This window comes from uncultured Roseobacter sp., from assembly GCF_947496515.1.
Taxonomy (GTDB): domain Bacteria; phylum Pseudomonadota; class Alphaproteobacteria; order Rhodobacterales; family Rhodobacteraceae; genus Roseobacter.
Genome location: NZ_CANMDB010000012.1, coordinates 1 through 14,287 on the forward strand (window position 1 = coordinate 1; position 14,287 = coordinate 14,287).

At 54.6% G+C, this 14,287-nt stretch carries 15 protein-coding genes and 1 pseudogene; 11 read left to right on the forward strand and 5 right to left on the reverse strand.

Annotated elements, in window-relative coordinates; translation table 11 throughout:
- The first annotated feature begins 307 nt into the window (after nt 1-307).
- Together Q1A53_RS18205 and Q1A53_RS18210 are read left to right on the forward strand one after the other, a co-directional pair.
- Nucleotides 308-619: a hypothetical protein gene (locus Q1A53_RS18205; RefSeq protein WP_299969168.1), complete on the forward strand. Its 312-nt coding sequence runs from the start codon at nt 308-310 to the stop codon at nt 617-619.
- Nucleotides 620-636: 17 nt separating this feature from the next.
- Nucleotides 637-1,611 (forward strand): hypothetical protein, encoded by a 975-nt coding sequence (locus Q1A53_RS18210; RefSeq protein ID WP_299969170.1) that lies wholly within the window; start codon nt 637-639, stop codon nt 1,609-1,611.
- Between the two features lie 124 nt (nt 1,612-1,735).
- On the opposite strand, the gene Q1A53_RS18215 is transcribed toward Q1A53_RS18210, so the two are convergent.
- Nucleotides 1,736-2,287, reverse strand: a complete 552-nt coding sequence (locus Q1A53_RS18215; RefSeq protein WP_299969172.1) for a hypothetical protein — start codon at nt 2,285-2,287, stop codon at nt 1,736-1,738.
- Nucleotides 2,288-2,371: 84 nt separating this feature from the next.
- On the opposite strand from Q1A53_RS18215, the gene Q1A53_RS18220 reads away from it, so the two are divergent.
- Nucleotides 2,372-2,644 carry a hypothetical protein gene (locus Q1A53_RS18220; RefSeq protein WP_299969174.1) on the forward strand — a complete coding sequence of 91 codons (273 nt, stop codon included), beginning with the start codon at nt 2,372-2,374 and terminating at the stop codon, nt 2,642-2,644.
- A gap of 19 nt (nt 2,645-2,663) precedes the next feature.
- Here Q1A53_RS18220 and Q1A53_RS18225 read toward each other — a convergent pair whose 3' ends face one another.
- From Q1A53_RS18225 to Q1A53_RS18235, 3 genes are all read right to left on the reverse strand, one after another.
- Nucleotides 2,664-2,879, reverse strand: coding sequence for a WGR domain-containing protein (locus tag Q1A53_RS18225; protein ID WP_299969176.1), 216 nt, complete (start codon nt 2,877-2,879; stop codon nt 2,664-2,666).
- A 5-nt stretch (nt 2,880-2,884) separates the two neighbouring features.
- Nucleotides 2,885-3,490 carry a site-specific integrase gene (locus Q1A53_RS18230; RefSeq protein WP_299969178.1) on the reverse strand — a complete coding sequence of 202 codons (606 nt, stop codon included), beginning with the start codon at nt 3,488-3,490 and terminating at the stop codon, nt 2,885-2,887.
- Between the two features lie 999 nt (nt 3,491-4,489).
- On the reverse strand, nt 4,490-5,926 hold the full coding sequence (locus Q1A53_RS18235; RefSeq protein WP_299969180.1) for an IS1182 family transposase: 1,437 nt from the start codon (nt 5,924-5,926) through the stop codon (nt 4,490-4,492).
- A 159-nt stretch (nt 5,927-6,085) separates the two neighbouring features.
- On the opposite strand from Q1A53_RS18235, the gene Q1A53_RS18240 reads away from it, so the two are divergent.
- Nucleotides 6,086-6,646 carry a recombinase family protein gene (locus Q1A53_RS18240; protein WP_299969182.1) on the forward strand — a complete coding sequence of 187 codons (561 nt, stop codon included), beginning with the start codon at nt 6,086-6,088 and terminating at the stop codon, nt 6,644-6,646.
- A 106-nt stretch (nt 6,647-6,752) separates the two neighbouring features.
- Complete coding sequence (locus Q1A53_RS18245; protein ID WP_299969184.1) at nt 6,753-7,544, forward strand: ATP-grasp domain-containing protein; 792 nt, start codon at nt 6,753-6,755, stop codon at nt 7,542-7,544.
- A 157-nt stretch (nt 7,545-7,701) separates the two neighbouring features.
- On the opposite strand, the gene Q1A53_RS18250 is transcribed toward Q1A53_RS18245, so the two are convergent.
- Nucleotides 7,702-8,163, reverse strand: a complete 462-nt coding sequence (locus Q1A53_RS18250; protein WP_299969186.1) for a hypothetical protein — start codon at nt 8,161-8,163, stop codon at nt 7,702-7,704.
- A gap of 916 nt (nt 8,164-9,079) precedes the next feature.
- Here Q1A53_RS18250 and Q1A53_RS18255 point away from each other — a divergent pair.
- The 6 genes and pseudogenes from Q1A53_RS18255 to Q1A53_RS18280 form a co-directional block, all read left to right on the forward strand.
- Nucleotides 9,080-10,435, forward strand: a complete 1,356-nt coding sequence (locus Q1A53_RS18255) for an AAA family ATPase (RefSeq protein ID WP_299969188.1) — start codon at nt 9,080-9,082, stop codon at nt 10,433-10,435.
- Complete coding sequence (locus Q1A53_RS18260; protein ID WP_299969190.1) at nt 10,432-11,469, forward strand: ParB N-terminal domain-containing protein; 1,038 nt, start codon at nt 10,432-10,434, stop codon at nt 11,467-11,469. Before Q1A53_RS18255 ends, Q1A53_RS18260 begins: the two co-directional genes overlap by 4 nt.
- A gap of 241 nt (nt 11,470-11,710) precedes the next feature.
- Nucleotides 11,711-13,027: a plasmid replication protein RepC gene (repC, locus tag Q1A53_RS18265; RefSeq protein ID WP_299969192.1), complete on the forward strand. Its 1,317-nt coding sequence runs from the start codon at nt 11,711-11,713 to the stop codon at nt 13,025-13,027.
- A gap of 70 nt (nt 13,028-13,097) precedes the next feature.
- On the forward strand, nt 13,098-13,346 hold the full coding sequence (locus Q1A53_RS18270; protein ID WP_299969194.1) for an AbrB/MazE/SpoVT family DNA-binding domain-containing protein: 249 nt from the start codon (nt 13,098-13,100) through the stop codon (nt 13,344-13,346).
- Nucleotides 13,343-13,741, forward strand: coding sequence for a type II toxin-antitoxin system VapC family toxin (locus Q1A53_RS18275; RefSeq protein ID WP_299969196.1), 399 nt, complete (start codon nt 13,343-13,345; stop codon nt 13,739-13,741). Before Q1A53_RS18270 ends, Q1A53_RS18275 begins: the two co-directional genes overlap by 4 nt.
- A gap of 126 nt (nt 13,742-13,867) precedes the next feature.
- Nucleotides 13,868-14,285: pseudogene (locus Q1A53_RS18280) on the forward strand (transposase); the annotation flags it as partial.
- Nucleotides 14,286-14,287: the final 2 nt, after the last annotated feature.

The following is a 14,287-nucleotide window of genomic DNA, read 5'->3' on the forward strand; positions in this document are numbered from 1 at the left end:
TTTGGGACCTTCTTCGCACCGCTGCATGTGCCAAAACTCGTCCGCTCGACACGACGGCGGGTTTTTCACCAGTATCGACCGTTTTCGCCCGTGGCAGAAACGTATGGGTTTTGACCACTGAACGCCTTACATCAGACCTTCATCGGCGAGCGGATCTCTGGCCGTACTGCAGACTAAGCCGGATTGCTCCGTTGCAAACGGTGCGCCGGGTCGCGTGTTGCCGTGGTTTGAAGCGCGCCATCAACTATATGGGCTTCGCGCGTATTGTGGTAAAGTGCCGAAAACATCAGGGATGTCGGAGGCACTCATGAGAAAAACACTCTTAGTAACAGTAGCTGTATGTGTATCGATTGTTCCCTTCGAAGTGATGTCTCAAGCTGAGCCAGCGCCCGAAACTGAAGGCCCAGGTGATGGGGTTGTCGAAGCTATCTTAATAAACGAGGCTTTGCAAATAATGCTTCGAAACATAGAAGCTTCCGAGCGAGAAAGTGGCGAGATCGACAAGTTGATTCGGGCGCTTTCTGGCGTCAGCATAAAAGACATCAACGAGTATGGCATATGCGGCGGTCAAAACTCGGAAGTTCGAAAGCTATTTGGATCTCTTTGTGATGATATTTGAAAATACTGGAGGCGAAAATGAAATTACGATTTCTATATTCCGCTGCTATTCTTGTGGCCCTAGCTTTTCAAGTCGATGCCCAAGAAGGTGAGCTAGACTTCCTCGATCCCTGCAAGAAACAAGAAGCGAAGTTCGCGAACACAAGAGATGCGGTGAAGGAGCGGCAGGACTCGGCGAGCACGAGGCTTGCGGGGTGGCGGTCGGACCCCAGTACACTTCCCGCTGAAATAGAGGAGCAATATCGAGCCGCAGTTCGAGCTTATATCTTCTCGGTTTGGTCCAATAGCCCTACAGGAACCGGTGTTTTGGCGTCTTGGGGGGAGATAAGTGGCGAAGAAGCATACACAAAATTCTTTGATAACATATACCCGACATTGATAACCGACGACGATGAGCGCAAGACAGCACATGCTCTGTTCCAAAGAGACTACGATGAAAGAATCCGTCCCGATTTTGACAAAGAGATAGCGGAGCAAAATGTCAGGCTAGAAGAGGCTGGAGAAAAGGTGGGCGAAGCGTGCTCTCCGGATGTTTTTAGTACCATTGTTCGTTCTACCATTGGTCGAGCTGTTATGATCGTGGGCAACAATTTTGAAGCCGCCAAAGACGAGAAGGGTGATCTTGCCGCCGTTGTTCGCGCTGTGTCCGGTATTAGCGTAACGGACATATTAAAATACGGGATTGCTGGTGGCGAGAATAGTGAGTTCAACAAAATCAAGGAAACGTGGTCAGCTACGCTGGATTTTGCAGGGATCGGGGAAAATCACGCTGTTCGGGTGTTGCTCCGTGAACTGGATGTTACAAACGTGGACTTGCCCGATGAAGTGGAGGTGACCGTGGACGATGAAAGTGCGGAAAACCTAACTACAAACCTAACGGGCGGCCTTATCAAGGATGGCAAGCTCCAGATTCCCAAGGTCGAAGTTCCGGATATTCCGACTCCGAAGCTTCCGGACATTCAAACCCCGAAACTTCCGAAAATAAAGTGGTAGGTTGAGAGTCATAAACGGTCCGTTCTGTCCCCCTGCCCTACACCACACAAGATCAATGATTTACTTGGGTCAAAACTCACGGACAAAACCTCGTAGGTTTTGGCAGGTTTCTGCCCCGCGACCCTCACTCATCAACGCTGGTGATCACGCGACAATACTCGAAGAAAAAGTCTCGAACAGGCATCGTGATGACTGGTGCTAGCCCATGTTCAAGGTTGTCCCGAGCAAGTTCTTCAACGGCTGCTCTTGCACTATGAAGAAATTCATCGATTTCACCGTTTTGGATGCCTGCGGCATTTGCCCAATCTGATTGAGTTCGCTTGGAGTTGACGTGAGCGACCACGTTGTTCCGATACTTGGCGATCTTTTTTCTCAGAGAAAAGCAGACGGCACAATGGTTCCGAACACTGGAAGAAATCTGTAAGTCCTTGTCAGAGATTGCATGATGAAACGAATAGGCTTTCTGGTTGGTATCGATCAGTGCGTGACAGGCCGTCATAAGGCTTACGCTGAGCAGATTTCGCATGTTGCAATAACCTAGGTAGGCAGGGTGCTGACGATGCTCCTCTGGGAAAGCTGAGAAGCGCTCATGGCCTATAAGGTGTATCTGCCACGACGAGCGTGCCGTGGAGGCGACTTCATCCAACAGTAGTATTTTTTCTTCGACAGATAACATGATCAACCCCACCTGAGTGGTCCAGTTTGAGTGTTAGTGCGCCCTGTGCTAGTCCCGCTGATGTGGTCGAGACGGGGTGATGGCATGACACACGAACGAGAGCCGAACCTTGTGACATCAGGAATGTCGCAGAAGGTCGTTGAAGACGGTATCCTCTTCGATATCCAGATTTACAAGATCGAAGGGACGGAAGGCTGGTCCCTTGAGGTCGTTACAACAGATGGAACGTCGATTGTGTGGGACGACCTGTTCACGGACGACGCGGCGGCTTTTGATGAAGCGGTGAACACCATCCGATCTGAAGGTGCTTTGGCGTTCCAAAACGGCGGCGACAATGTGGTGCCATTCAAACACTGATCGTTTCAGCTTTTTTAGGCTATTCGTAGCCGCGCTTTGCCTTCTGCATATGCAGGTCGAACCGCGCATCTTTGGCGTCGGCCTCGCTATCAAACCAGTCCGTCCGCACCCGCCCTGAAGAGCCGATACGTCCCCACTCGCGGATCAAACCCCAGTCGCCAAAGAGACCTCGTACGATCTCCATGCGGTAGAACCGGAACATGTTTCCTTGTGGCTCTGTCTTGGTCAGATGCATGTCCCTCACCCCCACATTCTCGATGCGATATCCTGTTCTTCCTTGCCCATGGCATCCGCATAAATCTGCGTCGTGCTGAGCTGCGCATGACCCATCCATTTTTGCAGCATGTGCAGCGGTACGCCTGAGACCACGGCGTTGATCCCAAACCCGTGCCGCAAGCCCTTTGGGCTGCGATGCGGGGCGTCTGGAACGCCCGCCTCGGTCATGACGTCTTTGACGATCTGCCAAACCCGAACCCGCGACACGTCCCAGATCGGCGCATCGGCCCGTTTTTTCGATTTTTGGGCCTCTCTGATGCCATGGGCAGTGTTGAGGGTATCGAGATAGAGCGGCGGCACCGGAACCGCCCTGTAGACGATCTTGGCGCTGCCCTTGGCGTCTTTGCGCTTCTTCAAAGATCGGATCGTCACAGTCCCGCCAGAGAGATCAATCCGTGCAGGCGTGATCTCGATCAGCTCAGAGGGACGGCATCCGGTGAAATGCAGCGTCTCGATGAGCGTGCGATCCCGGGCAGACCGCTTGCGGGCTTCCCCCAAGACGGCATCGCGTTCTTCCGCGTTCAAATAGAGGCGGTGTCCACGCGTGTCATAAAGGGCCATATCGCTCATATTTAACAGTTTACCCGAAAACTGTTAAGCCACGAAGCGGAAATCACGCCCAAATGCACCTTATCCCCGTTGACGGAGGGCGGATCGCTTAACAGTATGGCGCAAAGTGTTAACTCGTAGAGCGCGTATTTCCGAGTAAAACGCCGATCATGCCGAGAGAAAGCTTTTTAATCATGTTCGGCCAGTGTTATTGCGGTGCATGGCAGACTAATTCAAGGCAGGACTTCAGAAATGGATCTAAAAATCAAAATTGTCTTCCTGACGCTAGCCTGCGCTCTAGCGGCATGTGCCTCAACATCGGTGACTCCTGTCTCGCGAAACGAAGTCCTGATATCGACTAGCGCCGCTCCGGCATGCGGACGTTCCGGCGCTACTCGGGTAGCCTCGCAGATGGCAGCTGTTGAAACTATACGAAGAGGATTTGAACGGTACGTCGTATTGGGCGCGCAAGCAGAGAACAACGTTCAAGCAATCACAACTGGTCCGACCTACGCAAACACAAGCGGAACCTTAAACACATTTGGAAATAGCACCTTTGGCAGCACAACAACGACCTTCGGGGGTTCTCAAACAGTTCTGACAGGCTCTAACGATGCCGATCTGCGCGTACTGATGTTGAACCGGGGCGACCAAGGTTATCAACAGGGTATTGATGCGCGACTTGTGCTAGGAGCAGATTGGGACCGGCTTGTGGCCGAAGGTGTCAATACGTGCTCATAGACCAATCTGGCTGAGTAAGATGATCCGCTTTGCGGAGCCTAGACCCGCAACGGACAAGCGATCCACATCTGTTACTTTGCTTGCAAGGGTCTGATCTGCGGTGCACAAATCATGCAGACCGTGTGAAAACTCGACGGCTCGGACGTCACCAACAAAAGTAGATGCTGCGCGACGCGAATTCTGCGGAATCCCGGAAAAATGAGCTCGGACACTGACCTGGTGGACGTGTGAAGCGTTTTGCGGAAAATTCGCTAAGGCGGAGGATGAAACGGCTTGTTTTCAGCCGCGCAAGGCGGCGATCAGGCCTGGAATGCCGATCAGTGTGATTGCGCGGCGCAGGTTATAGGCCAGAGCGGTAAGGCTGAATTCGGCGCGGACGTTTTCAAGGCGGCGCATGAGGAAAGCGCCTTGGTTCATCCATTGTTTGATGGTGCCGAATGGGTGTTCGACGGTTTGGCGGCGAATGTCTTGCAACTCGGGCCGTGCGGCGACACGCTTTGCCATGCGCTCAAGCTCGGCTTCATCGCCATAGCGTGTGAGCTGGCGAAATTTGGACTTCGTGCATTGAGGGCGCAATGCGCATCCGGGGCATACATTGTATCCGGTATAGGTGCGCCGTTTGACCCCCTCGCGCAGCTCGCCCGTTCCGCGCAACCGAAGAAACTTTCCGCCGGGACATTTGTATCGGTCGTTCTCCGCGTCAAACGTGAACGCCTCTTTTGGGAAAAGACCGTCGCGTTTGGCGGGACCTCGGTCCGGTTTGGGAACGTATGGCGTCATGCCCGCCTTCACACAGGCCTCGATGTCTTCGACCTGAAAGTACCCACGATCCGCCACAATATCTGGTGTTTCGGCTTTCAAAATTTCTTTGGCCGCCTTGGCGGTCTCCGTGAGATGGCCGTAATCCAAAACCTGATTGGTGACGTGTTGCTCGGCGATCAGACTGTGCTTGGCATCAACGGCAATCTGGATGTTGTAGCCCACGCCGACCTTGGTCATGCGCGCCATGGCGCGGGCATCTGGATCGGTCAAGGAGATTTGATCTTCGCCTGATGCCTTTAGCTCGGCCTGATAGCCGCGCAACTGATCCCGGCGCGCGCGGATATTGGCGATCTTTTCTTCCAGGTTGTCCGTTTGACTGGCCCCCGGCGCGCCCTGTTCATCGCCGTCCCCGGTATCGAGCTGACTGAGATATTTCTCCAGGCGCTCGTCGCTCTGGGCAATCAGCTTGTCGAGGGATGCTTTGGTGAAGTTCCGATCCTTGCTGTTCACAGCCTTGATCCGGGTGCCGTCGACCGCAATCAGTTCGCGCCCATAAAGATCGAGGTCCCGGCACAGAACGACAAACTCACGGAAGACCTGTTTGAACGCTTTGCGGTTCTGTCGCCGGAAGTCGGCAATAGTTTTGAAGTCGGGCCGGAGCTGACGCAGGAGCCAGATCACTTCGAGGTTCCGGTGCGTCTCAGCCTCCAACCGGCGGCTGGATCGGATGCGATTGAGATAGCCGTAGATGTAGAGTTTGAGCAGGTCGCCGGGGTGATATCCAGGTCGACCCGTCCATTCCGGACGGGCGCGGCCAAAGCCAAGCTCTGCAAGATCGAGATGATCTACGAAGGCGTCAATGAACCGGACCGTATTGTCTGGCCCGACATAGTCCTCGATGGCAGCGGGCAAAAGCAGGGTTTGGGAGCGGTCGGTGCCGGTAATTGTGCGCATGGCCGATCATAGCATCATGACTTTGGTCCGGGAATCCAGAAACGTATCTTGGGGGATACCCAAATCGTTCCACAGCGCGGACATTGGAAAGCCGATTTTCCTGTCCATTTTGGGTTATTCGTGAGAAACTGGACATAAATGAGTGCAGGCACACCCAAAATGAACATCCCCACCCGGATCGGCTATGCACGCACCTCGACGGTAGAGCAAAATCTCAACGCGCAGATCGCTACGCTTGAGGCGGCGGCCTGCACTATGGTCCGTACCGAACAGAAATCCGGCGAACGTCTCGATGATCGGCGTGAGCTGTCTACGATCCTGGATTTCATTCACGACGGCGAAACACTTGTAGTCACCCGCATCGACCGGCTCGCCCGCTCCATGCGTGATCTCCAGATCATTGTGGACCGGCTCAAGCAGAAAGGCGCACACCTCGTAGCCACTGAGCAGCCGGTGGACACCTCGACCGCAGCGGGCAAGGCTTTCTTTGATATGTTGGGTGTGTTCGCCGAGTTCGAAACCAACCTGCGCCGCGAGCGGCAGGCCGAAGGTATTGCCGCTGCGAATACGAAAGGCATCTACAAAGGCCGAACACCCAAGATCGACATGGACGATATCAAACGCCGCCTGTCAAAAGGCGAACGCCCCATCGATATCACCCGTGACATGGGCGTCGCCCGAAGCACCGTCTACAAAGCGAAATCGCAGATCACAGCGTAGCCTTGCCAAACTACTTTGGGGATGCACGGCACTTCGCTTTGATGGCGTGGAAACCATAAATCGAGGAGCGTGTTAGTAGTGCCAATTGCGAAGAGGAGCGCGTGAGATGCAGTGGATTTTGCAGCAGTTCGAAGACACCGAGAAGCTGGCACAGGCCTTGGATCGCCTTGATATCCCGTACACATGGCACAAGGTCGTTCCCTTCGTCGGTGACCTTCAGCCCGAACCGGTGATCGAAAACAAGGACGCCGTGGTCTTGTTCGGGTCTTACACCCTCTGGCGATACGCGCAGCGAGAAGCCCTAAGTCCCGGCGTGTTCAAGATCAGGCCGTTCGTCCACGAAGAACCATGGCATCCCTACCTCTTGAATGGCGCTGATGCCCTGTTTCTTTCGCTACGGGACATCCCTGACCGTCTCCCGAAAGAGGATCGTCAGTGGTTCATGCGTCCTGTTGATGACAGCAAAGAGGAACCTGGCAAGGTGCGCGGGACTGCCGAAATTGTCGCGTTGGCTGAACGCGTCTTGGCTCTTGAGGAGGATGAAATCCCAAGAGGGTCATTGCGGCATGACACCGAACTCATGCTGACCCAGCCCGCATATATTCTGAAGGAATGGCGGATTTGGATCGTGGGCGACGTCATCCGTACCTTCTCGCTGTACAAAGAAGAGTCGCGGGTTGTCTACCGGCCCGAGATCGACCAAGACGCCGCCGACTTTGCTGAGCACATGGTGCGATTGAACCCAGGATACGCCCGCGCTTACGTCATGGACATTTGCCGCACGGACTCTGGTCTATACATGCTCGAAACAAACTGCATCAATGCAGCAGGATTCTACGCCGCTGACCTCCTCAAACTCGCTGACTCGATTCACCACATCAACGGGTACAAGCCCTAAAGCGGGTTCGGCCCCTATCCACAACTGAACCGATAGTAACCTTTTTAGCCAAGCCCGGCGTTTTCACACAGTCTGCATGACTTACGCACCATTTTGCCGCGCTCAGAGCAAGCGCCAGTTGAGACAGCAATATAAGATGCGTGGACTGTTGATATGCTCACCTCCAAAAAGCCGTGAAGATACCTATGAGGCCGCCGAGTAATCCGATCATGGCAGAAGGCCATAGGAACGTTAGTTCAAGCCGCTCCCGCCGCTCTTGGCGCACTTCACGCCCTAACCGGGTCAATACATCAGGAGACAACGTCCATCTGCCACTATATTCAGAGTATATCCAATCAGATGACTTGGTATCAAATTTCGGGATGGGTAGCAGCAATCTGTCAGCCTGTTTGGTAATGTACCGATGCTGCAAGCTGAGTATTTCGCTTCGCACGCTATCCCGTTCAGAGAACATCATCGACGCAATCCCTTGCTCCTCATCCCAGTTCTTATCTGCGCGGGCCTTTTGAATGTCAGGATCATAAGCATCCATGACCGCCTGCTCTGCTGTCTGTAGTTTTTTGAGACGTTGGCGGAACTTCATATCCTCGAAAATCATGACTTCTGTTAAGAGTTTCATTTCATATCCTGCTGTCGGTATATGTACCGCTCACACCTCAAAGTAACTTTACCATCGCGCAAGTCGGGATCGGTCTGGGTGCACTCATCGGCGGCCGAGCTATCGACACCGCTGGCCTCCAGGCCCTTGGGTCCGCCAACGCGATCATTGGCGTCGTCGGGTTGGTTGTCGCGGCACTGATCCTAATCTCGATGCAAAAGCGACAGGCGATCAGTGTACCAGCCGAGTAAAATACCTAAACCAACACGCGGCTGCCATTGGGTGGCCGCGTCTCACTAAAGAGACCCGATATTGGCGCAGCCGCAGCGATAGCTCGCGACTGCCCGCAAAACGGCAATCCGCTTCTCTTCAAATCTGCAGTACGGTACGGAGGCTGCAAGCCCGCCCTGCCCTATCGAAGATATTCACATGGTAGTGCATTCTAACCTTGCGCGTCACCAAGTACTGACACAGCGCATTACTATGTTCGCTCCTTTCCGAAGTCACTCCGCTCTTCACACTGGCTGGTGCTCGTCGTTGCGACGGCCATTGGTCCCAATCCAAAAGTCGAAATTTCCGACTGGGTAAGTCACGCAAGATACTCATTCGCGGATACAGACTGGCTAATACTACTGTATTCGCCCACTCACCGAACCCACCGTCAGGACGGTGTCTGAATGACTCCAAATAGCTCGCTTATGGACTCTGGATCGGTGCGCGTGCACTACATGGTGGTTAAGGAGAGCTCTTGGCTACACATGCGATAGGTGAAATTTGCACGCGTGCAAATTTCCATAGGCAGGAGCTGTCATTCGCGTGGTGGCCTGCATTGTGCGTCAAAAATGGGTAGGCGTACAGTATATGTACAAATTCACGAAAACCGTGCTAGTTTGTCGCAATAGCGATTCCTGCAGAGAATCGATTGAGAGCGGTGAACATGAGCGGCAGTATAGAACAGTTTCTCCAGGAACTTGAACGGGGTCTTGATCGGACGCTCGTGTCGGTCAATAAAGAGCTCACTCTGCGAGAGCGTATCAAGCGCTCTTGGTCTATGCGGCAGTGCGCTCGATTTCTGAACATCAGTCATCAGCACCTGACCAAGTTTGCTAAGGATAGCGACGATTTTCCGGCAGGAAGGCATGTCGGACGCGAACGGGTCTTCACGCTCGGTGAGCTCATGCATATCCGAGCCCTGATGGCGGCGTCTGCGAAGCGGCCAGATCACTTCCTAGCTTGGCGGAAAGCAGATGATCCGCTCCCAGTGATCTCTTTCGCGAGCCAAAAAGGTGGCACGGCGAAGTCGCTGAGCGCGGCGCACTTCGCTCAGTACCTAAGTCTGCACTATGGGATGCGTGTAGGGGTGATGGACGCGGATCCCCAGAGCACGATCACACTCTACTTTGTTGGCGGCCATGAGATGCCTGCCCTCCCGGCCGATGACACGCCAACGATGGTGGACTTCGCAGGCCTCTTCCAGACCGATGAAAGCGTCCCCTACACCGAATATGATGCAAAAGCTCTCGATGGGTTCTTCAAGAAAACCTCTTGGCCCGGCATCAGACTGGTACCGGCACATGGCGAAACATCGGAAGGCGAAATTCAGATCGCTCGCCTGCTGCGTAATGAGACACCTGGTAAACGCTTTTATCGGTTTCTTCGGGATTCCATCGAACGTTGGAAAGACGGAAACGTGCCAACGACACGGCCCTACGAGCTCGTTAGGGACGGTAAGGTCGACAAAGAGAAGCTGGACGCGGCTCTCCACGAAACGCTCGACTGCATCATCATCGACTATCAGCCTGCCCTGACTTTGTTTCAGCTCAACAACGTTATGGCTTCTACGTCTTTGATTATTCCGCAGACAATGAAGGGATTTGATATCGCGACGTTGTCGACCTTTGTGACTGGTTTGTTGACGATGCTGCGCCACATATTCGCGACCGACCGGATCGATATGGGCGGTGCAGCACACATGCTTCTTCCGACAATCGTACAGCGGACCAATGAACAGGATCTCACGCAGGTGGGAAATCTATTGGAGAACTGCCCAGATGAAGTTTTGCCGGTCTTCTATCTCCGCTCGGATTCGATCGCCAATGCATCGGATGTCTACCAATCGGTATATGAGTACGAGCCCGACACCCCCGGTAAGAAGAAGGGGATAAACCGCTTCATCGAAAACGCTGATGCCGTCAACGATGCGATCGTAGAACGGCTTTGGCCTGGCCGTGAGCGCGGTTATGCGAAGGCGTGGGTGGAGGATTTCTACAGCTTTGAGGAGGAAGACGCATGAAGCGAACACTCAGTGGCTCTATCCTCAAAAAGAAGTCGAAAACCGAAGACGCCGTGGCATCAGATGATGTAGCTGCGGACGTGCCTTCGGAGCAGCAAGAGCCGCCGGTGGCATCTGGGCTCAAGCCGAGGCTGGGTGGATCAGGCAGCGCATGGAAGGCAGGCGCGCTAACAGACGCAGAGAAGCTTCTCAAAGAGGAGCGAGCGCTGTCTGTGGAAATGGTTTTGGCGGGCCAGCAAGAGCTGCGTCTCTCTCCAGACCAGATCGTAGACGTGATCGGCACCGACAGACGCGACGATTGGCAAGATCAGGAGGCCTACGCGAAACTAAAGGCCAGCATAGCAGCTAATGGTCAGGATACGCCCATCGCTGTCTGGCCTGTCGATCCGAACTGGCGCCCTGACGAGCGTGAGCCAAGCAATGCTGAAGGTATCCAGTTTCATCTTATCGTTGGCAGGCGACGTCATGCCATCTTAAAGGAGCTAGGACGGCCGATCCGGGCCCTTCTAGTTTCTCAGGATCGGCGCGGGACGGACGAAGAAGAGTTCGAAGCGTTGTTCATGCGGTTCAGGGAGAATGAAGAGCGCGAGAACCTGAGCGCCTTTGAGCAACTCGCTGCCATTGGAGAAATGTTTAAGAGGCTTCAGGAGGCCAACCCTGAGCAAAAAATCAAGGCGATCGACTTTGCTCAAAGAGTAGGGATCCACAACAGTGCAGTCTCTCGCGGTAGAACTGTGTATGCCGCTCGAGAGCAGATTTTGCACGCGTGCAAAAATGCATACGCGCTAAGCCACCGAGAGTTGGAAAACCTGCTCAAAGAGCTCTCAGTTAAACCGAAACAGAATCCTCTGAAGAAACCCGAGAAGCCGAAGGCAATCAGGGTAGAGCGCAGGGTCGGAGACAAGAAGCTATCTGTATCAGGGCAGGGGGGGCGCTTGTCTGTGTCCGCCTCTGGCCTGGCGCTGAACAAAGAGGTGCTAACCGGTCTGAGTGACTTGATCGCAGAGTACTTAAAGAAACACGGGTCGAATTAAGAGGCAGGAGGTCGCCGACAAGAGTGACCGTGACCCGAACAGGAACCGCAACGAGCAGAAGGGAACATCAAGTGATCTAGCGGCAAAAGAAAAGCCCTCCACCTCGCGGTAGGAGAGCTCATCTACGATGTTTTGCAACTCTATAGATAGCTCCTCCGCGAATCGTTGTCAAACTAGAACACCGATTTGGTGAACGGATTTCTTTTGCCTTCATTCAACTGATGGAGGTGGAAAAACTCTCATGAAACATAACGGTTGGCGCAAGCCAACACCGGGCCTTGTGGTCGCTGAAAAGCACGCACAAGCCGGTGAACGGCTATCTGTACCCAAATCACAGGCAACGAGTGCTGCAAAGCGTGTGGCCGCAGCCATCGGCCTGCAAGCGCAGGACCTGCTCCTGCTCGACACGTTTGCCGCGTTCACGCAGCCCCAGGACTGGGAGGCGGGCAGGCGGCCGATCGTGTGGGCCTCCAACAACTTCTTGATGGAGCAAACGGGGTTCTCCCTGTCCACGCTCAGGCGGCATGTGCGCCGGCTGGCGGAACTGGGGCTTATCTGGATCAATGACAGCCCCAATGGCAAACGCTTCGGCCGCAGAGACGAGGATGGGGTGATCATAGAGGCCTATGGCTTCGATCTGGCGCCGCTTGCAGCGCGCGCGGAGGAGTTCGAGGCGCTCTATGCCCAGCTTAAGGAAGAGCGCGCGCTCTGTGCGTCGCTCAGGAACGTCGTGACGATCACGCGGCGTGTTATCCGCGCCAAGATCGAAAAGGCGCTCGAGAGCGGCCTCAGGGGCCCGTGGCGGCAGTTAGAGGAAGAGTTCGCCGTCCTGCTTCAGCACCTTCCCAAGCGCACCACGACGGCCGAGAAGCTCCTGGACATCGTTGACTGGCTCAAAGCCTTCAAGAAGCGTGTAGAGGAAGCATTCGAATCTGCCTTTGATTGGCCCGCAGAGTCCGACGAAAAAGCACCCAATCCGGAGGCTCGTGCGACAGACAATGTCGTTTCAATAAGTACTAATATGACACCCACAGGTGTCTCTGATGGCACCCATATACTAACTACAAACCAACCTGATCCTGTATCCAGTAATCGCTTTGAAACAAAGCACGCGGCGGGCGTTGAGCTACAAAAGCCAAAACCTGGGCGGGTTGAAAGACCAGAAGAACTGGATACTGAGATCGAGTGGAGTACCCATACGGGCAAGCGCACGTCAGAGGTGGATATCCCGATGCTGATGGCCACCTGTCCACATTTTGCGGAGATCGCAAGGGATCTGGGGGGCGGATATATCCGGAATTGGAACGAAATGCACCGCGCCGCCGGTCAAATCAGGGGCATGGCGGGGATTTCAGAGGATGCCTGGAACCTATCGCAGAAAGCACTTGGACCAGCCGTGGCGGCCGCGGCGATCGCGCTCATTTTCGACAAACTCACGACCGGAGAGGTCAAATCGCCCGGCGGATACCTCCGCGGCATGGTCGAGAAGGCGAGGGCAGGGGAGTTGCACCTTGATCGCAGCTTCTACGGCCGTTTGAGCGAGCGCCAACGTGCCTAGACACCGCAAAGCTTGAAAATCCCAGCCATAAGTAATACCTTCTGAAAATAGTTCCTTACCGAGGTGAGCCATGCCAGCAACAGTAACGACAAAGGGCCAAGTGACTATTCCTAAGCCGGTGCGCGACCTTCTGGGGCTCAAACCGGGCAGCAAGGTCGACTTCCGGCGCAATGCCGAGGGAGACGTGGTGCTCAAACCTGCTGAGAAGAAACCCGGGAAAAGCCGATTTGCGGTGTTTCGCGGCCATGCGGGGGAGGGGATGGATACGGACGCCATCATGGCGCTGACACGGGATCCAGCCGTAGGGCGTGATGCTTGACCCTCGTCGATACCAATGTGCTGCTGGATCTGGTCACGGATGATCCGAACTTTGCCAATTGGTCAATTGCGCAACTGGAGGCCTCTTCCCTCAAAGGCCCTTTGCTAATCAACGAGGTGGTCTATGCAGAATTGTCTGTGCGGTACCAAAAGAAGGAAAGGCTGGACGAGTTCGTCGACGGCGTCGGTCTGAAGCTGGAGCCAATCCCAACGTCGGCACTCTTTCTGGCCGGCAAGGTGTTTCAGCAGTATCGCGGGGCAGGGGGGACCAAGACGGGTGTTTTGCCGGATTTCTTCATCGGTGCGCATGCCGCGGTGCTGGAATTACCGCTGCTGACACGGGACGTCCGGCGCTACCGGACGTATTTTCCGACGCTGACCCTGATAACGCCGTGAGTTTCCAAAGCGCGGAGATAGTGTTGAAAAAGACCGTTGCTTGGTTGGTCTGCCGCTGATTCACTCTGTTTGAGAGTGGAGGTGCGGCGATGATGGGACGGACCAAGGCAGGTAGCGCAAGGCGCGCTGTTTTACGAGTTCTCGATTGAGGAGTTTGTGCCTGCTGATCATCCCTTGCGCGGCATAGATCGGTTTCTCGATTTATCTGACGTTCGCCCACTGCTGGCTTCGTCCTATAGCTCTCATGGACGTCCTTCGATTGACCCAGAGTTGATGATCCGGATGCTGTTGCCAAGGCATTCGATCTGAACGGCGGCTCTGTGAAGAGGTGCACGTCAACCTGGCGTACAGGTGGTTTTGCAAGCTCGACCTGACTGATCCGGTGCCTGACCATTCTACCTTTTCGAAGAACCGGCACGGCCGTTTCCGGCAGAGCGGCTTGTTCCGCCACCTGTTTGAAACGGTGCTACAGCGATGCATCGATGAGGGCCTGGTCGGTGGCGAAAGCTTTGGCGTCGATGCAAGCCTGATCCCAGCGAAGGCGCG